Raw genomic sequence first — 24,745 nt, 5'->3', positions numbered from 1 at the left:
AGGTGCAGCGTGCTCGCGGAAACCCACATTCCGCGATGAGTTGAATGAACGTCAGGTGGCCAGGCGGTCCCACTTCGAAATGCTGTGTGAGCCCGTGGGTGCTGGTGGGCGGGGCGGCCGCCGGGGAGGATCGTGCCATGGGCGTGAGCGCGTTGAAGTGGCAGGGCTGGCTGGTCGGTCTGGTGGTGCTGGCCGGACTGCTGGTGTTCGCCCCGCTGGGCCTGTACGTGTGGGCCAGCGGAGGCGATCCGCCGGCGCCGCCGCCGCGGGCCGCGGTGGAGGACGTACGGGTCACCGCGTGCCGGATCGATCCGGCGAGCCGCCGGGTGGTCGCGGGGGTGACGGCCGCGGGGCGGCCCGAGGGCCCGGGCGCCTACGTGGTCACGGTCGAGTTCCGCGAGACGGCGCAGCCGGACCCGGCGCAGCGGGCCGCGCAGGCCCTGGTCAAGATCCCGGGCGTGGCCCCGGCGGCCACCGAGTTCGGGGAGGCGGTCGGCCCGGTGTGGCCGATCGCCACGGTCCCGTGGTGCGGAGTCGCGGCCGCGGCCTTCACCGTGGAGCCGTAGCCGGGCGGTGGCCCTGGCCTAGCGGGGCGGTGACCCTGGCGGGGCGGGGCGGGGCATGGCGGGGCCGTGCGGCGTGGCGCGGCCTTGGCCCTGGCGGGGCGGCGTGGCCCGTGGCCGGGCGGTGGTGCGGGTCGCGGGGCGCCAGGCCTGTGGTTCGCCGGGCTTCCCGCAGGGAACATGGCACCCGGTCCGGAGCCTCCGCGGCCCCGGACCGGGGCCGTCAGTGGGCGCCGGCCAGGTCGAGGGCGTCGAGGGCGGCGGAGTGCGCGTCCATGCGCTCGGCGGCGAGGATCGCGACGGTGGTGTCGGCGCGGGACGCGGCCACGAGGAGCGCGCGGGCGGCGAGGTCGTGCGCACGCTGGTGCAGTACGGCGGTGTCCCCGGTCGGCCCGCCCTGCGCCGCACGCGCGGGCTCGGCTCCACGCAACCGCGCCACCTGCGCGGCGATCGCACCGGCGGCCCCGTCGAGCCCGAGCTCGTCGGTGACCGCGAGCAGCGCCGCGAGGTGCCCGGCGAGCTGGATGTCCAGGGCTTCGCCGCGGCTGCGGTGCGGGTAGTCGGCGGGGGCGGCGCCCATGCGGTGGACGACCGGCTTGGTGCGGCTCGGCTCGTACATGAGGAGGCCTCCTGCGTGGGGTCAGGAGACCATCCTACATTGGATTCGTTCTAAAGTTGAGCTGGATCCGGTGATGCTCGAGCCACACGCAGGACTGAAGCCCCCCGGCGGCTACGGCTGGCCGTACCCGTCGAGGAACTTCCCGATCCGGGTCACCGCGTCCGCCAGGTCCTTCGCGTTCGGCAGCGTCACGATCCGGAAGTGATCGGGCTCGGGCCAGTTGAAGCCCGTACCGTGCACCACCATGATCTTCTCGGCCCGCAGGAGGTCGAGGACCATCTGCCGGTCGTCCTTGATCTTGTAGACCGAGGGGTCGAGCTTCGGGAAGAGGTACAGGGCCCCCCGGGGCTTCACGCAGGTGATGCCGGGGATCTGGGTGAGCAGTTCGTACGCCGTGTCGCGCTGCTCCAGCAGCCGCCCGCCCGGCAGCACCAGGTCGTTGATCGACTGCCGGCCGCCGAGGGCGGTGGCGACCGCGTACTGCGAGGGCATGTTCGCGCACAGGCGCATGTTGGCCAGGATCGTCAGGCCCTCGATGTACGACGAGGCGTTCTTCTTGGGGCCGCAGACCGCCATCCAGCCGGCCCGGTAGCCGGCGACGCGGTAGTTCTTCGACAGCCCGTTGAAGGTGAGGGTCAGCAGGTCCGGCGCGATGGCGGCGGTGTTCGTGTGCGTCGCGCCGTCGAACAGGATCCGGTCGTAGATCTCGTCCGAGCAGACGACCAGGTTGTGGCGGCGCGCGATGTCCGTCAGCCCGCGCAGCATCTCGTCGTCGTAGACGGCGCCGGTGGGGTTGTTCGGGTTGATGATCACGATCGCGCGGGTGCGGTCGGTGACCTTGCGCTCGATGTCGGCGAGGTCCGGCATCCAGTCGGCCTGCTCGTCGCAGCGGTAGTGCACGGCCGTGCCGCCCGCGAGCGAGACGGAGGCGGTCCAGAGCGGGTAGTCCGGCGCCGGGACCAGCACCTCGTCGCCGTCGTCGAGCAGCGCCTGCATCGACATCTGGATCAGCTCGGATACGCCGTTGCCGAGGTAGATGTCCTCGACGTCCAGCTCGATGCCCTTGGTCTGATAGTGCTGCATGACCGCGCGGCGCGCGGAGAGCAGCCCCTTCGCGTCCCCGTAGCCGTGGGCGTTGCCCAGGTTGCGGAGCATGTCCTCAAGGATCTCCGGGGGGCACTCGAAGCCGAAGGCCGCGGGGTTGCCGGTGTTGAGCTTGAGGATGCGATGACCTGCTGCTTCGAGCCGCATCGCCTCTTCGAGCACGGGGCCGCGGATCTCGTAACAGACATTGGCGAGTTTCGTTGACTGGATCACCTGCATGACGGGAGCTTACGGGCCCGCGCGCGGGCGTGCCCTGCCATTTGGCGGCCGGATGCCAGGAGTGATATGTCCTGGTTCGCGCGATGGGTGGGTGGCGGCCGGGTCCACCCTTGGAATCCGGGGCCGGGCCCACGCTCCGGCCTGCGGAACGGGTGCGCCCGCACGGCGGCGGCGCGCCCGATGTTGCGCTCGTCACCTCGGACGCCGCGCGGGGGAGCCGGGGGCGGGCGCGCCGGGGTGATCCTCCGCGTGAGTACGCGGCATGAGTACGCCGCATGAGTACGCGCACTCATGCGGAGGATCACCCCGGCGCCGAGGCTGGACGTCGTGGATCAGCGGTGGGTCGGTCGTGGGTCAATCGGGTTCAGTCGTGGATCAAGCGGGGGTCGGGCGACTGCTCCCGGACATCAGCTAGCGAAGGGCGCGAGCAGTGGAGTTCGTAGTCGGCGACATGACGATCACCACCGTGGGCACGGACGGTGACGACCGGGTGATCGAGTTCCTGGTGACGGACCGGCACGCCACCGACACCGCGGGCTTCGCGATCTTCCGCGAACACGGCGAGGGCTGGGAGGCCGCCCGACTCGCCATCGCCCCCCAGTCGGGCAGCGTCCCGGTGGCCGCGGTGGAATGGGCGGTGGAGTTCGCGCGCGAGTACCTGTGAGGGGGCGGGGGGCTTCGGGGGCGGGGCGGGGTCAGGGTCGGGGTGGGGGCGCTTCGGCTGGGCGGTGGCGTGATGTGGGGCGGGGGCTTCGGGGGGCGTGGAGCGGCGGGGCGGGATCTTGGGCGCGGGGCGGGGGCTTCGGGGGCCATGTGCCTGCGGGGCCTGATCAGGGATGGTTTGGGGGTTTCCCGTCAGTCCCATCGTCTTGCCGTGTCGGGCCGGCCCCTCAAGGGCGCTCCTTCGTCGCGTCGCTTCGCGATGGCCTGCGGCCACCCTTGACCGGCCGTCCCGCCCCGGAAAGACAGGACTGTCGGGAAGCCCCCAAAAAGACGGTTACCTGGGGACGGGCAGAGGAGCGGGTCATCAGCGATGGGCGGCCTGGTCCCCAGGGGCACGACCGAGCCCGGCCCGACCACCATCTGACGGCTGCCGGGGGCGCGGGGACGGCCACCCATCACCAGACAGCGGCGAGACGGGGGTCGGAAGCGGGGGCGCATCAAATCGCTACACACTCCTACCGAATGGCGTCCGCAGACCGCCTGTGGCTGGGCATAAGCCGCCACAGATCGCTACACACGTCTCCCGGACGGCGTCTGCCGGTCGCCTGTGGCCGGACATAAGCCGCCCACGACCAGTCACCCGTCTCCCGTCTCCCGGCCGGCGCCAGCGGGTCATTTGTCCCTATTTGGCGGCCGGTTGGGGTGCGGATGACGTCCAGTCGGAGTGAGAGACCGAGAAATCCGGCATCAGACTCCGGCAGGGTGCTTTTCCCGCTCCGGACGGCCGTCAGGGGCCCTCTCCGACCTCCGGACGGCCGGTGGACGCCCCTTTCGCGACCCGCGACGGCCGGCAGGCGCCCTTTCACGCTCCCATCGTCCGGCCGTGGGCGGCTTGCGCGCATCTCACACTCGGCTGGTCGACGCCGGCTCACCTCAGGCACCCACCGGACCGGTGGCGGCCTATGTCCAGCCACAGACGGGTGGCAGACGCCGAGAAATGAGACGCATGTAGCGATCTGACGCGCCCCCGCTCCTGCCGGGGGTCTGGTCGGGGTCTCGCTCCGACAGGCCGCTGCACCCAGCCCGCCCATCCCTGGCTGCCCCGTGCATGGATCGGTCCCCGGTAACCGTTCTTTTGGGGGCTTCCCGACAGTCCTGTCTTTCCGGGGCGGGACGGCCGGTCAAGGGTGGCCGCAGGCCATCGCGAAGCGACGCGACGAAGGAGCGCCCTTGAGGGGCCGGCCCGACACGGCAAGACGATGGGACTGACGGGAAACCCCCAAACCATCCCTGATGAGCCTTACGGGTAGCAGGCCCCCGAAGCCACCGCCCCACCCTCCGACTCCGCCCCACCGGTACACGCCCCCCGAACCCCCGCCCCCGATTCCGCCCCCACCCCCGCTGTCAGTGCCCTCCCCTAGCGTTGGGGTAGTGCCGTTGCGCAGCGGCAAGAGCAAGAGCAAGTGCAAGGGCAGCGGCAAGCGCAGCGGCAGCAGCAAGGGCAAGTGCAAGGGCAGAAGAGGGGGTCGGGGCGTGCAGTCGTTCAGGATCATTGCCGGGGATGCGACGAGTCCTCAGGCCAAGGGGCCCAAGGTCATCGCCCATGTGTGCAACGACCTCGGGGGGTGGGGGAAGGGGTTCGTGCTGGCCGTCTCGAAGCGCTGGCCCGAGCCGGAGGCGGCGTATCGGGCCTGGCATCGGGGGCGCAGTGGGAACGACTTCGGGCTGGGGGCCGTGCAGTTGGTGCGGGTTCAGCCCGACGTGTGGGTGGCGAACATGGTCGGTCAGCACGGCATACGCACCGGGAGCGGGGGGCCGCCGATCCGGTACGACGCCGTGCGGCGTTGCCTCGACGCGCTGGCGGGGCACGCCGTTGAGCTGGGCGCCTCCGTTCACATGCCCCGCATAGGGTGCGGGCTCGCCGGTGGCAGCTGGACGCGTATCGAGCCGCTGATCGTCGACACGCTGGGGGCTCGGGGGGTGGAGGTGAGCGTCTATGACCGGGGGTGAGGTGGGACGATCGCGCCATGGACTACCGGTATGCCACCGAAGCCGATGTGGCCGGCATGGCCGCGCTCTTCGCCGCCAATCACCGTGACGTGCTGACGGAGCGGCAGCGGGCCGAGCAGGGGTTCGTGCAAGGGGCTTTCGGGGTTGCCGAGTTGGGGGCCATGGCCGAGGCCGGTCAGCTGCTGGTCGCGGCTGACGAGGGGCGGGTGGCCGGGCTCCTGGCCCTATGCGTGCCGCAGGACGTGCCCTCCCCGCCGCCCCCGCTCGTCGGGCTGCTGGCGGCCCAGGATTCGCTGGAGTGGCGGGGCCGCCCGCTGAGCGAGGCGCGGTGGCTGCTCTACGGCCCGGTGGTGGTCGATGCCGCCTACCGGGGGCGCGGCGTCGCACGGGAGCTGTTCGCCCTGGCTGTCAGGGAGGCGGCCGGCCGGGCGGACGCGGTGGTGGCGTTCATCGAGGCCGGGAACGTGCCGTCCTGGCGGGTGCACGTCGACGGGTTCGGCATGAGCCCGCTCGGCGAGTACGTCGCGGGCGGCCGTACGTACAGCGCGGTCGCGGCGCCCGCCTGAGGGGTCAGGCGGCGGTGACCCGGGCCGCGAAGGAGTCCAGGTTGTCCGTCATCCGGGCGAGGCGCTCGTCCAGGGTGAGCGACTCCTCGTACCGCGCGGTGCGCAGCTTCGGCTGCCGCTTGCCGCGTACGTACAGGGGGCAGGCGAGGTCCGCGCAGACGTAGATGCCGACGGTGTTGCCCTCGCGGCCGCGGGCGCCCGCCAGGGGCGCGGCGAGCAGGGTGACGCCGGAGGAGGCGTGGCCGGTCAGGCAGATCTGGCACAAGCTGGACTTCAGCGCGCTGGTGCGGTTCACGGACGGCACGCGCAGGGAGATCCCCAGGGGGCCCTGACTCGCGGGCAGTACGAGGTGGGCCCGCAGGGGCGCGCCCGGATCCACCCAGCCGAGGAAGTCGAGGTCTTCCCAGGGCAGTTCGGCGAAGTCGAGCGGCAGCCGCAGGCGCGCCGCCTCGCCCTTGGTGCAGTTCACGAAGGATGAGCGGATTTGCTTTTCGGTCAGTGGTTCCACGTGCAGCGACCCTACGTGTGCCCTGACCGGCCCGCATCCGGATATTTCGGCGTGCTCCGCCGGGCCGGCGGAGCATCCCCTAGGAATGCGAGCGGCCGCCTTCGGCCGTGCCCGCGGTGATCGCGGCGGCCAGCAGCAGGGAGATCAGCGAGGCTGCCGCCGCCGCCCACCAGAGGTACGGCATGACGTCCAGGGCGGCGATTTCGGTGCCGTCGGGCCAGACGCAGGTCTCGTTCGGCGGGAGCGTGCTGGTTCTGAGCCGGAACGGGCCGCCCGGGCCGACGATGGAGTGGGCGCACCTCTCGCGCTGCTCGGACATGGCCGTCGCCAGCCAGCACGCGACCCACAGGACGGCCGTCGAGGCGAGGCGCCGGCGGAAGACGGTCCAGGCCGTGCCGGCGGGAGTCCGCTGGGCGCGGCCGGGCGCCGGAGTGCGTATGTGGGGCATGGGCGGAAGGTTACTGCGGCTCCCTCGGCCAGTGTTCCAGGATCACCAGAGGGATCTCGCGGGGCCGGGCGGCCGCCTGGTCGTCCTCGAACGGGGGCCACAGGGCGGTCATCAGCTCCCAGTAGACCTCGCGTTCCGACGGGCCGGCCGTGCGGGCCGTGGCCTTGAAGGCGGCGGAGCCGACCTGGAGGCGGACCTCGGGGTGGGCGGTGAGGTTCCGGTACCAGCCGGGGTGCTGGGGGGCTCCGTATCCGGCCGCGAGGACGATGTGGCGGCCCGCGTCCTCGCCGTAGATCAGCGGGGTGCGGGTGGTGCGGCCGGTGGCGCGGTCGACCGTGGTGAGCAGCAGGGTGGGGACCCCGTGCCACAGGTGGCCGTCGGCGCCGGCGCTGGTCACGTACGCGCGTACGTGGTCGAGGCGCGGGCCCGGGCGGGGGTCCGCGGGGTGGTTCCAGTCGACATCGAGTGCGTGCATTTACCCGTCCTTTGGGTTTCGGCCCCCTGGCCGATAACGAGCATTCACCGATTCTGGATGCGGTCGGACCGTAGCGCAGGTCAGCTGGTCTGGACCAAGCTCGTCCCATGGACCTGGAGCTGAGGCACCTCAAGATCATCAGGGCCGTCGCCGATGCCGGGAGTCTGACCCGGGCGGCGACCGCGCTCGGGCTCGCGCAGCCCGCGCTCAGCGCCCAACTGAAGCGGATCGAACGCGGGTTGGGCGGGACGCTGTTCGTGCGCGGGCGGGAGGGCGTACGGGCCACCGCGCTCGGGGAGCTCGTACTGGACCGGGCCCGGGTGGTGCTGCCCGCGGTGTGCGAGCTCCAGGAGGAGGCCCAGCGGTTCGCCCGTCAGGGTGCGGAGGGGTACCGGCTCGGAGGGACGCACGGGCCGCTGCTCGGCGGGCTCGTGGACCGGCTCGCCCGGGAGGAGCCGGGGGTGCCGGTGACCACGTACACGTCCTGGTCCGAGACGGAGATCGCCGCAGGCGTCGCCGCCGGGCGGCTGGACTTCGCGATGGTCGGGGTCTGCGGAGAGAGCGCGCCGCCCGAGCCGGGGCCGGAGCCGGGGCGGCTGGCCTGGATGGAGGTGGCGCGGGACGCGGTGCACGTGATGCTGGCCGAGGACCATCCGCTGGCTCTGGCCCCGCGCGGGGAGGTCGAGCTGGCGGAGCTGGCGGCGGAGGCGTGGGCGGACGTGCCGGGGGACGGGTGCTTCGGGGACTGCTTCGCGGCGGCGTGTGTGCGGGCCGGGTTCACACCCGCGTGTGTGTACGAGGCGGACACGGCCTCCTGCGTGCACCTGGTGCAGGTCGGGCGGGCCGTCGGGCTGTGCCGGGCCACGTTCCCGGCGACGCCGGGGGTGGTCACCCGGCCGCTGGCCGGGGCGCCGCTGGTCTGGCGGCACCTGCTGGGGTGGCACCCCGCGGGCCGGGCGGCGGCCCGTGCGCCGGCGGTCCTGGGTCACGCCAGGGCTGCGCATGCGGAGGCCTTGGCCAGGGCCGTGTGCCCTGCGGGCGGCTCGGCGGTATCCGGCTCGGCTGCGCCGGGGCCTGTTCGTGCCCGGGCCCCTGGGGCTCCGCCCACCTGCCCTGCGGGCGGCTCGGCGGGGTGAGGTTCGGCTGCGCCGGGGCCTGGCCGTGCCCGGCCCCTGGGGCTCCGCCCCAGGCCCCGCGCCTCAAACGCCGGCGGGGCTGGATGTGGCCCTGGCTTCGCCGGGTGCCCTGCGGGCGGCTCGGCCGGGGCCTGGTCGGTGGGGTCGGTCCGCGGGGCCGCTCCGGGTTGTCTCCTCGGCTCGCGCACTGAGCCCGACCCGACGTCCTCGGCCCAGGTTGCGCGCTCGTCCTGCGGGGACAACCCTGCGCGTCCCCACTCCCCTCCGCCACGGCTTCCGCTTCCGGAGCCTGGGCGTGGGGCGGGGTCGCGCAGGAGAGTCCCCGCAGGACGAGCGCGCAACCTGGGCCGGACTGTCGTAGCGGGGGCTCAGTGCGCGAGCCGAGGAGACGCTCCGGAGCGACCCCGACCCACACCCCGCCAAGCCCCCGCAGGGGCCAAGGCCAAACCCAGCCCCGCCGGCGATTGAGGCGCGGGGTCCGGGGCAGAGCCCCGTGCAGCCGCGCCGCAGACGCACACCCCGCCAAGCCCCCCCCGCAGGGGACACCGCGGAGCCCCGTGCAGCGGCGCGGCAGACGCACACACCCCGCCAAGCCCCGCAGGGACACGGTGGAGCCCCGTGCAACGGCGCCGCAGCCGCACACCCCGCCAAGCCCCTTACGGGAGGTAGCGCTCGATGACCTGCGGGCCCTCCTTCTCGATCAGCTGGCGGGCCTTCTCGACCCGCTCCGGAGTCGGGTCGTGGCCTGTCGCCATCACGAGGTCCTCGGGGTCGTACGGTCGCTCACCGCCCGTGAAGAGCCGGTCCGACCGTGTCGGCTGCTGGTCCGATTCACTGTCCATCGCATACCTCCTCGGTGCCCCCTGGCCCCCATCCTCCGGCGGCGGCCCCATGAACGCACGTCGGCCGGACGCCGGCGGCGGCCATAACACCGGGGGAGGGGCCAACTGGCAGCTGCCGCAAGCCGGTTCGGATTTCTACGGTTTCCGCAGACCCCGCCCCGCCCCCACCGGAAACCGAGGAGATCCCCCATGCTCAAGCGACACGCCCGCGCGGCGTGTACCGCCCTGGCCGCCGCCGGGCTGCTGCTGGCCGGGACGGGCGGCGCGACCGCCGACCCCGCCCCGCCCGCCCCCTCGGCGGCGACCACCCTGCGGACCGCCGACGCCCCGCCCGAGCTGCTCGCCGCCATGCAGCGCGACCTCGGCCTGACCCCCACGCAGGCCAGGGCCCGGCTCGTCCACGAGGTCGAGGCGGGGGCCACCGCCGCCCGGCTCCAGGCGCAGCTCGGCGCCGCCTTCGCCGGGGCCTGGGTGGAGGGCGCCGACGCGGGCACCCTCACCGTGGCCACCACCCGCGCCGCCGACGCCGCCGCGATACGGGCCACCGGGGCCCGGGCGAAGCTCGTCACCCGCACCCTGGCCGACCTGGACACCGCCAAGGCCGCGCTGGACCGGGCCGCCACCGCCGCGACCCCGGTCCGGTACGTCGACCCGCGCTCCAACACCCTGGTCGTGGAGGAGGCCGAAGCCGGTGCCGCGGCCGGGCTGCTCGCCGCCACCGGGACCGATCCGGCCCTGGTCACGGTGGCCCGTACGGCCGAGGCCCCGCGCCCGCTGTACGACCTGCGCGGCGGGGACGCCTACTACATGAACGGCAGCGGCCGCTGCTCGGTGGGCTTCCCGGTCACCCGGGGCACCACGCAGGGCTTCGCCACCGCCGGGCACTGCGGCCGCGCCGGGACCACGACCAGCGGCTTCAACCAGGTCGCGCAGGGGTCCTTCCAGGCCTCGGTCTTCCCCGGCAGCGACATGGCCTGGGTGGCCGCGAACGCGCAGTGGACCGCGACCCCGTACGTGAAGGGCAGCGGCGGGGCGAACGTGCAGGTCACGGGCTCGGTACTGCAGCCCGTAGGGGCCTCTGTGTGCCGCTCCGGCTCGACCACCGGCTGGCACTGCGGGACGATCCAGCAGCACAACACCAGCGTCACCTACCCCGAGGGCACCATCTCCGGGGTGACCCGTACGACGGTCTGCGCCGAGCCCGGCGACTCCGGCGGCTCCTACATCTCCGGCAGCCAGGCCCAGGGCGTGACCTCCGGCGGCTCCGGCAACTGCTCCAGCGGCGGAACCACCTTCTTCCAGCCGCTGAACCCGATCCTGTCCGCGTACGGCCTGACCCTCAAGGTCGGCGGCAGCGACCCGGGCCCCGGCCCCGGTGAGCCCGATCCGGGCGGCACCTGGAACGCGGGCACGGTCTACGCGACCGGCGCCACCGTCACCTACGGCGGGGCGAACTACCGCTGCCTCCAGGGCCACCAGGCCCAGACGGGCTGGGAGCCGCCGAACGTCCCGGCCCTCTGGCAGCGCGTCCAGTAGGCCGTGTGGGAACCGGTGCCGTGGCTGCCGAGGGGGGGAGTCACGGCACCTCCGCACGATCAGGTGGTCACGGCCACGGCGGACAGTGTGCCCAGCGCGCCCAGGGCGATCAGCAGCCCGCAGATCCCCAGGTTCACGGCCTTGTGCTCCCAGAACACCGCGACGAACTCGCGGATGGTGGCGCTCGGCCAGTAGTACTTCGCCGTGGGAGAGCCCAGCACCTGACCGTTGACCCCGGCCTTGCGGGCCAGCATCGCGGCCCGGAAGGCGTGGAAGTTGTTGGTGACCACCACGCACCGGTAGGCCGGGTCCTGCGCCGCCATGATCTCCCGGCTGAACCGCATGTTCTCCTCGGTCGTCGTGGAACGGTCCTCCAGCGCGATGTGCTCCGCCGGCACGCCCTGCGCGATCAGCCAGTCCGCCATCGCCCGGGCCTCGGCCACCTTCTCGTCCGAACCCTTGCCGCCCGAGGTGAGCAGCACCGGCGGCCGCCCGCCCCGGGCCAGTTGGGCCTCGTAGATCTCCTGCCCCTTGCGCAGGCGCGAGGCCAGCAGCGGCGGCACCCGGTCCCCGCCGACCAGGCCCGAGCCCAGCATGACCACGTGGTCGACGTCGCCGCGCACCTTGATCCGCCCGTACAGGAAGGCGTAGCCGAGGAAGCACAGGAAGATGAAGGAGACGTAGCCGACGACCAGGGTGAGCGTCCCCGCGAGACCGCCCAGGAGCGGGGAGCCGAACCAGCCCACGGCGATCAGCAGCGCGATCATCCCGAAGATCCCCAGCCCCGCGAGCATCGACAGCAGGTTGGCCGGGCGGCCGCCCTCCTTGCGGACCATGGTCACGCCGTTGGCGACGAGGAAGACGCCCAGGGCCAGAGTGCCGAGCGCGGGTGTGGCGAAGACCAGCAGGACGACGACCGGGGCCGCCCAGCCGGGCAGCCGTTCCACCTGGAGGAGCAGGGCGAACGAGAGGGTGATGAAGGTCAGCCCGAACAGCACGGCGTTGCGGAAGCGGCGGCGGTCTTCTCTGGCACTTATGCAGAAGGCGAGGAAAAACAGGGCGGCAAGAGCGAAGGCGACCATGCCGACCATCGTAAATGTCAGATATGCGTACGGGGATGAGCGGTGCGGCGCACCGAGCGGCCGGCCAGCACGTCCGTCCGGCGCCCGTCGCGCATCACGAACCGTCCGCCGATCAGGACGTGCGGGATGCCGGCGGGCAGCGCGCGCGGGTTCTCGTACGTGGAGCCGGCCGCGACCGTGTCCGGGTCGAAGAGGGCGAGGTCGGCGCGCAGGCCCTCGCGTACGAGTCCCCGGTCGGGCAGGCGCAGCCGTGCCGCCGGGCGGCCCGCCAGGTGGGCGACGCACTCCTCCAGGCTGAGCACGCCGAGTTCGCGCACGTAGTGGCCGAGGTAGTGCGGGAAGGTGCCGTAGGCGCGCGGGTGCGGTTTCGCGCCCTGGAGGATGCCGTCGGAGCCGCCGGTGTGGACGGGGTGGCGCATGATCGCCCGGACGTTCTCCTCGTGGCCGACGTGCTGGAGGACCGTGGGCCCGAGCCGGTCGCCGATCAGGAGCCGCCGGGCGGTGTCCCAGCCGTCCAGCCGGGTGCCGACCAGGGGTGCGAAGGCGGGATCGGTGACGCCGGAGATCTCGATCGTCGACCAGTCGACGGGCACCCCGTGGCAGCCGTCGGCGCCCTCCACCTCCAGGGCGTGGCGGATCCGTTCGGCCTGGGCGTCGTCGCGCAGCCGGGCCAGGACCGCGTCCGGGCCGCCCTCGTTGGCCCAACTGGGGAGCAGGGCGACGAGGGTGGTGCAGCCGGGGGTGTACGGGTAGCTGTCGAGGGTGATGTCGGCGCCGTCGGTCAGCGCCGCGTCGAGCAGGGCGAGCAGCTCGCCGGCCCGGCCCTCGTTCTCGCCGAAGTTCATGGTGGCGTGCGCCAGGTGCAGGGCGCAGCCGGCCTCCCGGGTCAGGCCGACCATCTCGGCGTAGGCGGCGAGCGCGCCGTGGCCGTACGAGCGGTGGTGCGGGCAGTAGTAGCCGCCGTAGCGGGCCACCACGCGGCACAGCTCGGTCAGTTCGGCTCCGGAGGCGTACATGCCGGGGGTGTAGGTGAGCCCGGAGGACATGCCGACCGCGCCCTGGGCGAGGCCGTCGGCGACGAGCCGCCGCATCCGGTCCAGTTCGGCCGGGGTGGCGGGCCGGTCCTCCCAGCCGAGGGCGTACGCGCGGACCGTGCCCTGGGGGACGAGGTACGCGGCGTTGACGGCGATGCCCTCGCCCCCGAAGCCGGTGTCGAGGCGGTCGAGGTACTCGCCGACGGTGCGCCAGTCGAAGTCGAGTTCCGTGCTGCCCGGCCCGCCGCCGTTCCATCCGGCGATGGCGGCCCGCACCTCGCCGAGGGTCCGGTCGTCGGCGGGCGCGTACGACAGGCCGTCCTGGCCGAGGACTTCGAGGGTGACGCCCTGGGCGGCCTTGGCGCTGTGGTCCGGGTCGCGGAGCAGCGCGAGGTCGCTGTGGGCGTGCATGTCGGTGAAGCCGGGTGCGAGGGCGAGGCCGTGCGCGTCGAGGGTGCGCCGGCCCCCGCCCGGGATCCTGCCGATCGCGGCGATCCGGCCCTCGTGCACGCCGACGTCGGCGGTGTACGAGGGCCCGCCCGTGCCGTCGACGACGCGGGCCCCGCGGATGACCAGGTCCACGGCCGGGGCCTAGAAGAAGGTGCGCACGTAGTCGGTGACCGTGCCGTCGTCCTCGACGACCGGGATCAGCGGCCACTTCTCGAAGATCGTGCAGGGGTGGGACATGCCGAGTGCTACCCAGTCGCCGACCTGGAGGCCGTCGGCCGCGTCGGTCTCCAGCCAGGCGTGCTGGTCGGACAGTTTGACCACGCGGACTCCGGTGGCGGGCCGCTCGGTTCCGTCGAGCGCGTCGCGGACCAGCTCGGCGGTGGGCAGGCCGAGGTCGTAGGCGATGTCGCGCTTGCCGGCGTTGACGAAGGCCTGGGTGGGGGAGGGGCGCGAGACGACCTGGGTCCACAGGCGGAAGGCGGGCCGCAGGCCGCCCTCTTCGGGGTGCCGGTTGAAGGGGGTGAGGCGGGTGTACCAGCCGTGGTCGTGGGAGACGTACGCGCCGGAGCGCAGCAGCTTGAGGACGGGACGGGACAGCTCGGGGATCTCGGCGAAGACCTCGGCCACGGCGTCGAACCAGGCGGAGCCGCCCGCGCTGACGACGATCTCGTCGAGGCCGGCGCCGAAGCGGCCGGCCTTGTCGAACTCGACGGCAAGGCCGGTGAGGCGGCGCAGGTACGCCTCGACCCGGTCGGGGTCGGCGTCCGGGACCTCGGCCTCATAGCCGGCGACGCCGACCAGGCGCAGGGTGGCGGCGCCGGCCACGGCGTCGGCGACGGCCCGGCAGTCCTCGTCGGTACGGGCCCCGGTGCGGGCTCCCTCACCGGCGCCGAGCTCCACGACGACGTCGACGACGGCCGGCTGGCCCCGCAGGGCGCGGTCCATGAGCTGGACGCCGCGCACGGAGTCGACGTAGCAGACGAACCGGAAGCCGGGGTCGGCGGCGAGTTCGGCGGCGACCCAGCGCAGGGCGGCGGCGTCGACGAGTTCGTTGGCGAGGAAGATCCGCTGGATGCCGAAGGCGCGGTAGACGCGGGCCTGGTGGGGGACGGCCGCGGTGATGCCCCAGGCGCCGTGGTCCAGCTGGCGGCGGAAGAGCTGGGGGGACATGCAGGTCTTGCCGTGCGGGGCGAAGGCGAGGGCGTGGCGGGCGGCGTACGTGCCGAGGGCGCCGAGGTTGTGCTCCAGCGCGTCCGCGTCGAGGGTCAGGACGGGGGTGGTGAAGCCCCCGTCGAACAGGTCCCGGCGCTGGGCGGCGAGCTGTCCGACGGTGAGGCCGTGCGCCTGGGCGTCCGGGGGGAGGCCCTTGAACCGGTGGTCGACCGGTTCGTCGGCGAGGTCCTTGACGGGGTCGCTGGCCATGCGGTGCCCTCCCGGGGTTGCGCTGTATGCAACGGTCGTTGCGTGTGCCGCTGCCTGCTGTCTAACATCCCGGGTGACGGTGGGTCAACGTCGGCCGGGCCGCTGCCGCTGGGGCCCGCCCGGGTTCTGGCCGCGCCGCCGCTGCCGGGGCTCCGCCCCGGACCCCGCGCCTCAAACGCCGGCGGGGCTGGATTCGGCTGATGCCGTCTGCCTCGCGCGCTGGATTGCCCGCAGGGCAATTTCAGCCCCGCCGGCGATTGAGGCGCGGGTCCGGGCGGAGCCCGGGGCGCCGGCGGAGCCGGTGTTCGCAGTGACCGGACGGGAAGGGACCGCATGAGCCAGTCCGTGGAGCGGGCGCTGGGGATCCTGCCGCTGCTCGCCAAGGGCCCGGCCGGACTCGGCCAGGTCGCCGACGAGCTCGGCGTGCACAAAAGCACCGCGCTGCGCCTGCTGCGCACCCTGCACGAGCACCGCTTCGTGTACCGGCAGGCCGACGGCCGCTACCGGCTCGGGGCGCAGCTCTTCGCGCTCGCCGCCGAGGCCGTCGAGAACCTGGACGTCCGGGAGATCGCGCACCCCCACCTGGTCGAGCTGAACAGGGCCACCGGTCACACCGTCCACCTCGCCCTCCACCAGGACGACGAGGTCGTGTACATCGACAAGGTCGACAGCCGCTACCCGGTGCGCATGTACTCCCGCATCGGCAAGCCCGTCGCCCTCACCGTCGCCGCCGTCGCCAAGCTGCTCCTCGCCGATCTGCCCGGGCCCGAGCGCGAGGCGCTGGCGCGGCGGCTGGAGTACCCGCGCCACACCGCCCGCTCGACGCCGGACGCAGCCGCCTTCCTCCGCGAGCTGGCCCTCGTCCGGGAGCAGGGCTGGGCCACGGACCTCGGGGGGCACGAGGAGTCCGTCAACTGCCTCGGCGCGCCGGTGCGCGGGCCGGGCGGGCGGGTCGTCGCCGCGCTGTCCGTCTCCGCGCCGAGCGTGGTCGTGTCCGCCGAGGGGCTGCTCGAACTGCTGCCCCTGGTCCTGCGTACCGCCGACACCATCAGCCAGGAGTACTCAGGCTCCGGCCCCGTACAGAAGGACGGTTCATGACCGAGAAGACCGCCATCACCCCCGACACCCACACCGCGCCGCCGGCGAAGTTCTCGCACGGGGTGCGCAAGGGGAACATCCTCCAGGTCGCCGGCCAGGTCGGGTTCCTGCCGCACGTGGACGGGCAGCCGCCGACGCCGGCCGGGCCGACGCTGCGCGAGCAGACCCTCCAGACGCTGGAGAACGTCCGCTCCGTGCTGGAGGCGGGCGGCGCGGGCTGGGACGACGTGATGATGATCCGCGTCTACCTCACGGACACCGCGCACTTCGCCGAGATGAACGGGATCTACAACACCTACTTCGAGGAGCAGGGCCTGGGGGAGGCCCCGGCCGCCCGGACGACCGTGTACGTGGGCCTGCCGGCCGGCCTGCTCATCGAGATCGACGCGCTCGCGGTGCTCGGCTGAGACGCCGAAGGGGCGCCCCCCTGGCGGTGGGGCGCCCCTGAGCGGTCCTGCGGCTAGGCGGCGCAGTATTGCGCTTCCTTGCCGATCGAGCGGTACATGCAGTCCGCGTTCTCCAGCAGCTGGAGCACGGCCTCCTTGTTGCGCGAGGTCTCGCGGTCGATCACCTCGTCGGGCGGGTAGAAGCCGCCGCCGCCTGCGCTCGCCGGGTACATCTCGAAGGTGTAGGCGAAGATCTTCTGGCTGCCCCACAGCCAGTCGTCGATCGTCCCGTCCGTGATGTAGAGGTCGCTCGACTGCTCCGGGGTGTAGCCGTTGCTCGACGCCATGCTCGTGCCGATCTTCTTGAACACGGCGAGGTCGTCGGCGGTCAGGCCGGGCGCGGTGTCGTTGTACGTCCAGCCGAAGGGCCAGAGCACCAGCTGGCTGTAGGTGTGGAAGTCGATCGATGCCTTGATCTGCTGCTTGCCGCCGATCACCCGGCTGCGGACGAAGTCGGAGACGACCTTCACCTCGGGCGTCGACTCGGGGGCCGTGCCCCGGTAGGTCTCGGAGCTCTTGCTGCTGCTGGAGCCGCCGCAGCAGCCCCACTTGTAGTTCCAGTTCCGGTTCTGGTCGGTGCCGACGTAGGAGGAGCCGGAGTTGGGCTGGCGGTTCTTGCGCCAGGAGCGGTAGGAGCCGGTGGCGATGTCGTACTCGCCGCCGTCCGGGTTGAGGTCCGGGATGATCCAGATCTCGCGGTTGTTGATCGCGTTGGTGACCCGGGACTCCGTGCCGTACTTGGCGCCGAACTCCTTCAGCAGGTACAGGGCCATTTCGACGGTCAGGTGCTCGCGGGCGTGCTGGTGCGCGGTGAAGAGCACCTCGGGTTCGGCCTCGTCGGTGGCGACGTTGTCACTGATCTTGATCGCCACGAGGTCGCGGCCCTGGTACGACTTCCCGATGACCCGCTTGCTCATGATCCCGGGGTACTGGGCGATGCGCTGGTCGATCTCGGCGCTCGCCTCGGCGTAGTTGTGGTACCTGGAGTCCGCCGAGGGGAAGTCCATGGTGCCCGCCGCGATTCCGGGCAGGGAGCGGTCCGGCGGTCCGGGGAGGGCGGTGAGCTGGTAGCCCCGCGCGCGCAGTTCCCTGGCCTGCATGGTGTCGGCGCTGACGACGACGGTGTGGTCGTCCACCTCGTCGATCGACACGCCGGTGCTGAGCAGCGCGGTGCGGTCGGCGACCGTGGAGGGGCCGTGGATCCGGTACTGGACGATGGCCTCGTCCTGGGTGGCGGTGGACGGGGTGGGTGGTGGCGATGCCGTCGCGCTCATTCCGTAGGCGGGTGCGCCGAGGGCGAGCGCCAGCAGGGCCGCCGTGACGGCGGCCCTCCGGCGGGTTGCCGACCGTCGATTTGGCTGTAGGTCATGGCTGGTCATCGGATACCTCGTTTGGGTGAACGTGGGGGGCAATGCGAGGTGAGTGATCCTGTTGGACTGATTGCCTGGGCAGGTCGGAATGACGCTGCGCCATGTAGAGAGGGGGCGGACGGTGGCACGCGGGGTACGAAAGGGGAAGCGCGAAGTCAGAGGGCTGGCCCTTCCCTTTACGGTTTCGGCCCCCACCGGTTCGCGCATCCGTGACCGCCTGCACCTGTCTTCGGTTGATGAGAAGGTCCTTGCGCTCCTCGGTGAACACCTCGGGCACCATGCACGTGGCGATCTGGCTGAGCGTGTCCGAATTGGCAAGGTGCCGGTCAAGGGCAATCGGCGGGCGGAACGGAAACGCGCGCTGACGAAGGCGTCGTCGTCGCGCTGGGCGGGGGCGATCACGCGCGCATCCGAGGATCAGTACCAGCTCTCCCTGCGATGCCTGTTCGACGAGCGAGCGTCCCTGCGCCGGGCCATTGTCAAGATCCGTAAGCGCCTGGAGGTGTCGTGCGGTCAGCGTGTGGGCGGTGTTCGAGGCTATCCGGACCGGGCCGAGCGAGCACAGAAGCAGCGCCGGTTGCAGGTGCTCAACGCACGCCTGGCGGAGGTGGAGCGCCGTATTGAGGCCGGGCATCCGGCGGTGGTTGTCGGGGGGCGGCAGCTGGCGAAGGTGCGGCACAACCTCGCCGACGCTAGTCTCACCGACGCCGAGTGGCGAGAGAGGTGGGATGCGGCCCGCTTGTTCGTGACCGCCGATGGGGAGTCGGGTGCGCCGTACGGGAACTACACGATCAGTGTGGACCCGGCCGACGGCACAGTCGCGATCGTTCTGCCCGCCCCTCTGCGGCACCTCGCCAACATGCCGCGCGGACGCTACCGCCTCGCCGCGAGCGTGGCTTTCAACCACCGAGGCGATGAGTGGCTGGACCGGATCAGTGCCAACCGGGCCGTCCGATACGACATCACTCTCGACCCAGTTCGCGACCGCTGGTACCTCGATGCTTCCTGGTCGACCCCGCAGACGGTGCTGCCTACCCCGGTCGAACTGGCTGCCGCAGGTGTCCGGCTGCTGGCCGTGGACCTCAATGCCGACCACCTTGCTGCGTGCGTCGTGGACACGCACGGCAATCCGGTCGGGCAGCCCATGACCGTGCCGATCGATCTGACCGGAGACACATCCCAGCGTGACGGGCGTCTGCGGGCCGCGATTACCGAACTGATCAACCTCGCGCGGATGAACGGCTGCGCTGGTCTGGCGATCGAGAACCTTGGCTTCGCCGACGCCCGTGCCACCGGCCGCGAGACGATGGGCAGGGGCAAACATGGCAAGAGCTTTCGCCGTACCGTCGCCGGACTGCCCACCTCGCGCTTCCGTGAACGACTGCGCGGCATGGCCCACCACGCCGGGCTTGTCGTCGTCGCGGTTGACCCGGCTTACACCTCCCGCTGGGGCGGGCAACACTGGAAGGCCCCGCTCCAGCAGCAATCCATGACCACCGTTGTCACTGGCCACCACGCGGCCTCGGTGGCGATCGGCAGGCGTGCCCTCGGATACGGGGTACGGCGTCGGCCAGGTGTGACCGCACACGACCAGAGGATCGTTGTACGGAGAGCTACCGGCCAGACCGTCCCCCGCCCCAGGGCACGCGGGACCACGAGCCCGCCGAGGGCCACAGGCACACCCCACCGGGGCACCAAGACCTGCCGGGACCGAAGCGACCAGCTCGCGCTGTTCCCCGTCTCCAAGACCGTTCGGGAGACACCCGGTGCCAGGCACCCTACGCCTGGCCCGGTTCACAGCGATTCCGCCAACACCGGTTGAATCGCGTAGGAATGGTGTGGAGCCGCATGCGTTCTCCTGGGTGGGGAGTGTGGGGGTAGCCGTGCGGACGTGCGCACAGCGTGCTCTCGTGGCATGTCCCGGTCAAGCACCCGTCGTGCTCGCCGAACCGATTCAGGCCACCCCCACACGTACCGCCTACGGCAGGCCGTGGACCTTGGGACCCACCGCGTCGGACCAAGCGTTACCCGCCTTGGCGTCCCAGTTGGTCGACCAGGTCATCGCGCCGCGCAGCCCGGGGTAGGTCTTCGAGGGCTTGAACGATCCGCAGCTCGTGCCGCGCGCCAGGCAGTCCAGGGCGTTGTTGACGATCGTCGGCGAGACGTAGCCGCTGCCGGCGCCGCTCGGGGAGGCCGGGACGCCGATGCCCACCTGGGAGGGGTCCAGGCCGCCCTCCAGCTGGATGCAGGCGAGCGCGGTGAGGAAGTCCACCGAGCCCTGCGAGTAGACCTTGCCGTCGCAGCCGTTCATCGAGCCGCTGTTGTAGTACTGCATGTTGACGACGGTGAGGATGTCCTTGATGTTCAGGGCCGTCTTGAAGTACCCGCCCTGCGTGGACTGCATGTCGATGGTCTGCGGGGCCATCGTGATGACGAGCGAGGGGCCCGCCTTCGCGGACAGCGAGCGCAGCGCCTGCGTCATGTACGTCGGGTTGATCCCGTTCTCCAGGTCGATGTCGATACCGGTGAACCCGTACTCCTGCATCAGCGCGTACGCCGAGTTCGCCAGGTTGTTCGCGGAGGCGGAGTCGTTGACCGAGATGGTGCCCTTCTCGCCGCCGATGGAGAGGATGACCGACTTGCCGGCCGCCTTCTTCGCAGCGACGTCCGCCTTGAACTGGGCGACGGTGTAGCCGCCGAGGCCCGCCGAGTCGAGGTTGAAGGTGATGGCGCCGGGCGTGGTGGTGGCGTCGGCGAAGGAGACGGCGATGATGTCGTACTGCGCGGAGACGTCGGAGATCTTCTGGACGGTCGCCCCGTTGTTGAAGTTCTGCCAGTAGCCCGTCAGGGCGTGCTTGGGGACGGCGGGGTTCGGGCCGGGGCCCGGGCCGCCGCCGGTCGTGGTGCCGGTCACCGGCGCCGACTTGGAGCCCTCGCCCGCCGCGTTGTACGCGCTCACCTGGAAGGAGTACGAGGTCGCCGCGGCGAGCCCGGCGATCTGGGCGGAGGCCGAGGTCGCGCTCTGCACCCGGACGCCGTCCTGGTACACGTGATAGCCGGTCGCTCCGCTGACCGCGTTCCACGAAAGGATGAGGCCGTTCGCGCTCTGGCCGGAAACGGCGGTCCCGGCCGGGGCGCCGGGGACGGACGGGCCGGGGTCGGTGCCCCCGCCGCCGTCCGGGCCGAAGACGCTGAACTCGTCGACGACGTAGGCCGGCTGGCCGTACCAGCCGTGGGTGTACACGGTGACCTGGGTGGTGGCGGGGCCGGTGGTGAAGGTGGTGGAGAGCTTCTGCCAGCCGGAGCCCGAGCCGGGGGTCCAGGTGGACACGTCCTGCGTGCCGGTCCCCGTCGCGCCGAGGTACACGTAGGAGCCCTGCACCTGGGTGCTCAGCGTGTACGTCGAGTTCGGCTTGACCGTGACGGTCTGGCTGCAGCGGGCGTTGTCGGAACCGGCCGGAGTGGCCCTCAGGGCCCCGGCCCCGGCGAAGACGGGGGAGGAGACGGCGGCGCCGCTGCCGCCCGAACACGACCAGTCGGCGAGACCGGACTCGAAGCCTCCGTTGCGGGCGACGTTGATGTCCGCGGCCTGGGCGGTGCCGGTGGCGAGGGCGCTCAGGCCGCCCGCGGCGAGGGTGGCGGCGCCCAGCAGGGCGAGGGAGCGTATGCGGTTCACGTGGGCTCCGGTGGGGGGAGGAAGGCGGACGGGTGGGGCCGGCCCGGTGGGGACGGGCAACTCAAGGCCTGCGGTGCCAAGTTGGTCCAGACCAATCCTGGTGTCAAGAGTCTTTGCAATGTGGCTTGAAATGGCCGAATGCCCGATCCCTGTTGTCCGGGTTTCCCGCCACCTGTGACATGCGCTCGTGTCACGGGAATTACCAAGACCCTGCCCGGCCAGGGGTGACGCGGATATGGTGCTGGAGCAAGGGGGAAGGGCGTCGATCGTTTGCGGTCGCGCAGTGCGTGCGCGTACGCGACGGGCACCGTACGGGCGCGTCGCGGGGCCTGCCACGGGTGTGCGGACGTCCGTGGCGTACGGGGTGAACAGGGGGATCCGCGTGCCGACCGCCATCGCTGTCACCAGCGCCGACCTGGTGCTTCCCGCCCCCGACCGGCACACGCCCGGGGCCGCCGTACTGCACCCGCCCGGGCGCCTCGACCTGGAGGGTGCGCTCGCCGAGACCAGCACGCTGCTGGAGGGGCACGGCCACCTCGTGGCCCTCGTACCGTCCTGGCTGCCCCCCGCCACCGTGCAGCGGCTGCACACCGTACGGGCCATCCTGGAAACCGACCGGATCGCGCTCCTCGACATCGATCTGCCGCCGCTGGGCACCGCCCTGCTGGTACGTCAGCTGCGCCAGCTCAGCGTCTGCGACTTCAGCCCCGGAGTGATCGCCTCCGCGGCCCGCCTGCTGTCCCACTACATCTACGCTGGCGCCCTGCTGGGCTCGGTCGCCAAACTCGACCGGGTCCCGGTCGGGCTCAAGGCGCACGCCAGGTCGTGGTCGCCGAGCGCGCAGTTCGCCGTACTCGCCCACCCGGCGCCGCACCTGGTCAGGCTGGGCGGCTCCGCCGCCTCCCGCGGCTCGCACGGCTCCCGCGGCTCCCACAGCTCGCACGGAGCGGGCGCGGCCCTGCCGGCCGGGCCCGAGTTCGCCACCCACCTCACCTTCGCCCGCGGGCAGCTCGCCTCCGACTGGGTCGCGGCCGAACTCGCCCCCGCCTGGCAGGTGCAGGGGGTCATGGAGAACCCGCTGCCGGCCGACTCGCCCGCCTGGTGGGGCACCCAGAAGCTCGTCGAGTTCGCCGCCGGCATCCCGGACCCGAACGTCCTCTACCAGCTGGTCGCCTCGGTCCGCCGCGACGAGTGCCGCTGGTGCGGCCTCGAACTCATCGGCGACCGGTGCGGCTTCTGCTCCGCGCCTCTCAGCGCACCGCCACCCGCGGGAGCGGGCACGGTCCCATCCGACCGGCCGGAGCGACCGGACCGCCCCGACCGATCCGCCCGCACCGACCGATCCGCCCGGCCCGAACGCAAGATCGAACGAAGAACGGCGAGGTAGTACGGCCATGAACTCACGCCAGCGCCGCGGCGTCATCCTGCTGCTCCTGTCGATCCTGTGCGCGCTCGGGGCCTTCGCCGGCGTCCTCGTGGTGATCGGCGACGTCAATTCCAAGGTCGGGGCCGAGGTCGTCGCCTACCGCGCCAAGGGCGACATCGCCCCGTACAGCCCGCTGGCGGAGGGGCAGTTCGAGGAGATCACCGTGCCCAGGCGCTGGCTCTCCGAGACCGCCGTCACCGACCTCGGCGCGCTCAAGGACAAGATCGCGCTCACCACCCTGAAGAAGGGCTCGCTGCTCCAGTCGGACATGTTCGTCGACCGGCCGCAGCTCCAGCCCGGCGAGCAGGAGATCGCCATCATGATCGACGCGGCGACCGGCGTGGCGGGCAAGATCACCTCGGGCGCGAAGGTCAACATCATCGCCACCTTCAAGGGAGCCAAGGACACCGACCCCTCCCGGTCGGTGATCATCGTCGCCAACGCCCGCGTCCTGGGCGTCGGCAAGCTCACCGCCCTGGAGAAGAACAGCGACCGCAACGGCCCGGCCGAGGCCGTCCCGATCACCTTCGCCCTCAACACCAAGGACACCCAGCGCGTCGCGTACGCCGAGTCCTTCGCGGAGCACGTGCGCCTGGCGCTCGTGGCCCCCGGCACCGACTCGGCGCCGAGCCCGAGCGACCGCACGTACACCCTCGACGGGGACAAGTAAGGCAGGCCCGGATGACCACCCGAATCCTCCCCGCGGCCGGCGACCCGGACGCCGCCCGCGCCATCGCCACCCTCCTCAGCCAGCTCCCCGCCGCCGAACCGGCCCTCCCGGTCCCCGACTCCACCACCCTGCTGGACACCCTCGCCCGGCTCGCCGCCGAATCCATCGACGAACTCCCCGAGGTCGTCCTGGTCCACGAGCGGATCGGCCCCGTCCCCGCCCTTGAGCTCATCCGCGAGGTCGCCCTGCGCTTCCCCGCGGTGGGGGTGGTCCTGCTCTCCTCCGACGCCGGACCCGCCCTCTTCTCCGCCGCGATGGACTCGGGCGCGCGGGGCCTGATCGGCCTCCCGCTCTCCTACGAGGAACTGGCCGCCCGGGTTCAGGCCGCCGCCCAGTGGTCCGTGGGCGTACGCCGCCACCTGGGGCGCGGGGCCGACGTGTTCACCGGGCCCGGCGGCCGGGTGGTCACCGTCACCGGAGCCAAGGGGGGCGTGGGGACCACCTTCACCGCCGTCCAGTTCGCGCTGGCCGCGGCCGCCTCCGGACGGCGTACCGCACTGGTCGACATGGACCTCCAGGCCGGGGACGTGGGCTCGTACCTCGACGTGCAGTTCCGTCGCTCCATCGCCGACCTCGCCGGGATCCAGGACATCTCCCCGCGGGTCCTCCAGGACGCCGTCTACGACGACCGCACGGGCCTGGCCCTGCTGCTGGCCCCGGCGGACGGCGAACGCGGCGAGGAGGTCGACGACCGGGCCGCCCGCCACATCGTCGGGGCGCTGCGCAGCCGCTACGAACTCGTCGTCATCGACTGCGGGACCCAGGTGACCGGCGCGAACGCCACCGCGGTGGAGATGGCGGACGTGGCGGTGCTGGTGACCACCCCGGACGTGGTCGCGGTGCGCGCCGCGAAGCGGATGGTCCGCATGTGGGAGCGGCTCCAGGTGCGCAAGGCGGAGGACACCGCGATGGTCGTCAACCGCTGGAGCAAGCACACCGAGATCCAGCCCGCCCTGATCGAGAAGATCACCAAGACCCGGGCCACCCGGACCCCGGTCCCGGCCGCCTTCAAGGAACTCCAGGCGGTGGTGGACGCGGGCCGGGTCCAGGACCTGGACAACCGCTCCTCCGTGAAGCAGGCCCTGTGGACCCTGGCGGGCGAACTGGGGCTGCTGGCCGCCCCGGAGGCCGCGGCGGGCGCTCAGCGTTCTCCGAAGGCCCTGGGCTCCGCGGGCTCCGCCGGACCGGCCGGTTCCGGCGGCTCGCCGGGCACCTCCCTGGCCGTCCGCGTGTCCGGCCCGGTGGCCCGTCTGCGCCGCGGCCGGGAGGGCTGACCGGTGCCGGCGGCGCGCAGACCCCGGCGCCGCGACCGGGGGGACCGC

At 72.4% G+C, this 24,745-nt stretch carries 23 protein-coding genes; 12 read left to right on the top strand and 11 right to left on the bottom strand.

Annotated features, from left to right (window positions below):
* Positions 1 to 143: 143 nt before the first annotated feature.
* Positions 144 to 566 carry a hypothetical protein gene (locus OG447_RS02605; protein ID WP_266934559.1) on the top strand — a complete coding sequence of 141 codons (423 nt, stop codon included), beginning with the start codon at positions 144 to 146 and terminating at the stop codon, positions 564 to 566.
* A gap of 220 nt (positions 567 to 786) precedes the next feature.
* Here OG447_RS02605 and OG447_RS02600 read toward each other — a convergent pair whose 3' ends face one another.
* Positions 787 to 1,182, bottom strand: coding sequence for a hypothetical protein (locus OG447_RS02600; RefSeq protein WP_266934557.1), 396 nt, complete (start codon positions 1,180 to 1,182; stop codon positions 787 to 789).
* Positions 1,183 to 1,293: 111 nt separating this feature from the next.
* Positions 1,294 to 2,505: a pyridoxal phosphate-dependent aminotransferase gene (locus tag OG447_RS02595; RefSeq protein ID WP_266934556.1), complete on the bottom strand. Its 1,212-nt coding sequence runs from the start codon at positions 2,503 to 2,505 to the stop codon at positions 1,294 to 1,296.
* Positions 2,506 to 2,935: 430 nt separating this feature from the next.
* Here OG447_RS02595 and OG447_RS02590 point away from each other — a divergent pair, with 430 nt between their 5' ends.
* The 3 genes from OG447_RS02590 to OG447_RS02580 all read left to right on the top strand — a co-directional run bounded on the left by OG447_RS02590 (position 2,936) and on the right by OG447_RS02580 (position 5,744).
* Positions 2,936 to 3,169: a hypothetical protein gene (locus OG447_RS02590; RefSeq protein ID WP_266934555.1), complete on the top strand. Its 234-nt coding sequence runs from the start codon at positions 2,936 to 2,938 to the stop codon at positions 3,167 to 3,169.
* Between the two features lie 1,532 nt (positions 3,170 to 4,701).
* On the top strand, positions 4,702 to 5,178 hold the full coding sequence (locus OG447_RS02585) for a macro domain-containing protein (protein ID WP_266938718.1): 477 nt from the start codon (positions 4,702 to 4,704) through the stop codon (positions 5,176 to 5,178).
* Positions 5,179 to 5,195: 17 nt separating this feature from the next.
* A complete protein-coding gene (locus OG447_RS02580) occupies positions 5,196 to 5,744 on the top strand; it encodes a GNAT family N-acetyltransferase (protein WP_266934554.1) in 549 nt (182 codons plus the stop codon).
* Positions 5,745 to 5,748: 4 nt separating this feature from the next.
* Here OG447_RS02580 and OG447_RS02575 read toward each other — a convergent pair whose 3' ends face one another.
* The 3 genes from OG447_RS02575 to OG447_RS02565 form a co-directional block, all read right to left on the bottom strand.
* On the bottom strand, positions 5,749 to 6,252 hold the full coding sequence (locus tag OG447_RS02575) for an FBP domain-containing protein (protein WP_266934553.1): 504 nt from the start codon (positions 6,250 to 6,252) through the stop codon (positions 5,749 to 5,751).
* A 79-nt stretch (positions 6,253 to 6,331) separates the two neighbouring features.
* A complete protein-coding gene (locus OG447_RS02570; protein WP_266934552.1) occupies positions 6,332 to 6,700 on the bottom strand; it encodes a hypothetical protein in 369 nt (122 codons plus the stop codon).
* A 10-nt stretch (positions 6,701 to 6,710) separates the two neighbouring features.
* Complete coding sequence (locus OG447_RS02565; RefSeq protein WP_266934550.1) at positions 6,711 to 7,175, bottom strand: nitroreductase/quinone reductase family protein; 465 nt, start codon at positions 7,173 to 7,175, stop codon at positions 6,711 to 6,713.
* Positions 7,176 to 7,282: 107 nt separating this feature from the next.
* On the opposite strand from OG447_RS02565, the gene OG447_RS02560 reads away from it, so the two are divergent.
* Complete coding sequence (locus OG447_RS02560) at positions 7,283 to 8,311, top strand: LysR family transcriptional regulator (protein ID WP_266934549.1); 1,029 nt, start codon at positions 7,283 to 7,285, stop codon at positions 8,309 to 8,311.
* A 656-nt stretch (positions 8,312 to 8,967) separates the two neighbouring features.
* Here OG447_RS02560 and OG447_RS02555 read toward each other — a convergent pair.
* Complete coding sequence (locus OG447_RS02555; RefSeq protein ID WP_257554480.1) at positions 8,968 to 9,153, bottom strand: hypothetical protein; 186 nt, start codon at positions 9,151 to 9,153, stop codon at positions 8,968 to 8,970.
* Positions 9,154 to 9,342: 189 nt separating this feature from the next.
* Between OG447_RS02555 and OG447_RS02550 the strand changes: the two genes are divergently transcribed.
* Positions 9,343 to 10,689: a carbohydrate-binding protein gene (locus OG447_RS02550; protein WP_266934548.1), complete on the top strand. Its 1,347-nt coding sequence runs from the start codon at positions 9,343 to 9,345 to the stop codon at positions 10,687 to 10,689.
* A gap of 59 nt (positions 10,690 to 10,748) precedes the next feature.
* Here OG447_RS02550 and OG447_RS02545 read toward each other — a convergent pair whose 3' ends face one another.
* From OG447_RS02545 to OG447_RS02535, 3 genes are read right to left on the bottom strand one after another with little or no spacing between them, the layout of a single operon-like run.
* Positions 10,749 to 11,771 carry a YdcF family protein gene (locus OG447_RS02545; RefSeq protein WP_266934547.1) on the bottom strand — a complete coding sequence of 341 codons (1,023 nt, stop codon included), beginning with the start codon at positions 11,769 to 11,771 and terminating at the stop codon, positions 10,749 to 10,751.
* Positions 11,772 to 11,788: 17 nt separating this feature from the next.
* A complete protein-coding gene (locus OG447_RS02540) occupies positions 11,789 to 13,387 on the bottom strand; it encodes an amidohydrolase family protein (protein ID WP_266934546.1) in 1,599 nt (532 codons plus the stop codon).
* A gap of 9 nt (positions 13,388 to 13,396) precedes the next feature.
* Positions 13,397 to 14,677, bottom strand: coding sequence for an amino acid deaminase (locus tag OG447_RS02535; RefSeq protein WP_266934544.1), 1,281 nt, complete (start codon positions 14,675 to 14,677; stop codon positions 13,397 to 13,399).
* A gap of 333 nt (positions 14,678 to 15,010) precedes the next feature.
* On the opposite strand from OG447_RS02535, the gene OG447_RS02530 reads away from it, so the two are divergent.
* Positions 15,011 to 15,775 carry an IclR family transcriptional regulator gene (locus OG447_RS02530; protein ID WP_266934543.1) on the top strand — a complete coding sequence of 255 codons (765 nt, stop codon included), beginning with the start codon at positions 15,011 to 15,013 and terminating at the stop codon, positions 15,773 to 15,775.
* Positions 15,772 to 16,182 carry a RidA family protein gene (locus tag OG447_RS02525; RefSeq protein WP_266934542.1) on the top strand — a complete coding sequence of 137 codons (411 nt, stop codon included), beginning with the start codon at positions 15,772 to 15,774 and terminating at the stop codon, positions 16,180 to 16,182. The genes OG447_RS02530 and OG447_RS02525 overlap by 4 nt, the downstream gene beginning before the upstream one ends.
* 53 nt (positions 16,183 to 16,235) lie before the next feature.
* Here the strand turns inward: OG447_RS02525 and OG447_RS02520 are convergent, their stop codons facing one another.
* Entirely contained in the window at positions 16,236 to 17,600 is a 1,365-nt protein-coding gene (locus OG447_RS02520) for a M14 family metallopeptidase (protein WP_266934541.1), read from the bottom strand.
* 112 nt (positions 17,601 to 17,712) lie between these two features.
* On the opposite strand from OG447_RS02520, the gene OG447_RS02515 reads away from it, so the two are divergent.
* On the top strand, positions 17,713 to 19,413 hold the full coding sequence (locus OG447_RS02515; RefSeq protein ID WP_266934540.1) for a hypothetical protein: 1,701 nt from the start codon (positions 17,713 to 17,715) through the stop codon (positions 19,411 to 19,413).
* 156 nt (positions 19,414 to 19,569) lie between these two features.
* On the opposite strand, the gene OG447_RS02510 is transcribed toward OG447_RS02515, so the two are convergent.
* The gene (locus OG447_RS02510; protein WP_266934539.1) at positions 19,570 to 21,267 is read right to left on the bottom strand and encodes a chitinase; all 1,698 of its coding nucleotides are present in this window, start codon (positions 21,265 to 21,267) and stop codon (positions 19,570 to 19,572) included.
* Between the two features lie 382 nt (positions 21,268 to 21,649).
* Between OG447_RS02510 and OG447_RS02505 the strand changes: the two genes are divergently transcribed.
* The 3 genes from OG447_RS02505 to OG447_RS02495 are packed head-to-tail and all read left to right on the top strand — an operon-like array spanning position 21,650 to position 24,697.
* Positions 21,650 to 22,654 carry a hypothetical protein gene (locus OG447_RS02505; RefSeq protein ID WP_266934537.1) on the top strand — a complete coding sequence of 335 codons (1,005 nt, stop codon included), beginning with the start codon at positions 21,650 to 21,652 and terminating at the stop codon, positions 22,652 to 22,654.
* Between the two features lie 7 nt (positions 22,655 to 22,661).
* Positions 22,662 to 23,363, top strand: a complete 702-nt coding sequence (cpaB, locus tag OG447_RS02500) for a Flp pilus assembly protein CpaB (RefSeq protein WP_266934536.1) — start codon at positions 22,662 to 22,664, stop codon at positions 23,361 to 23,363.
* Positions 23,364 to 23,374: 11 nt separating this feature from the next.
* On the top strand, positions 23,375 to 24,697 hold the full coding sequence (locus tag OG447_RS02495; RefSeq protein WP_266934535.1) for an AAA family ATPase: 1,323 nt from the start codon (positions 23,375 to 23,377) through the stop codon (positions 24,695 to 24,697).
* Positions 24,698 to 24,745 lie beyond the last annotated feature (48 nt).

Origin of the sequence: Streptomyces sp. NBC_01408, from assembly GCF_026340255.1 — a bacterium.
GTDB lineage: Bacteria > Actinomycetota > Actinomycetes > Streptomycetales > Streptomycetaceae > Streptomyces.
This window is presented reverse-complemented; position numbering and strand designations above follow the sequence as displayed.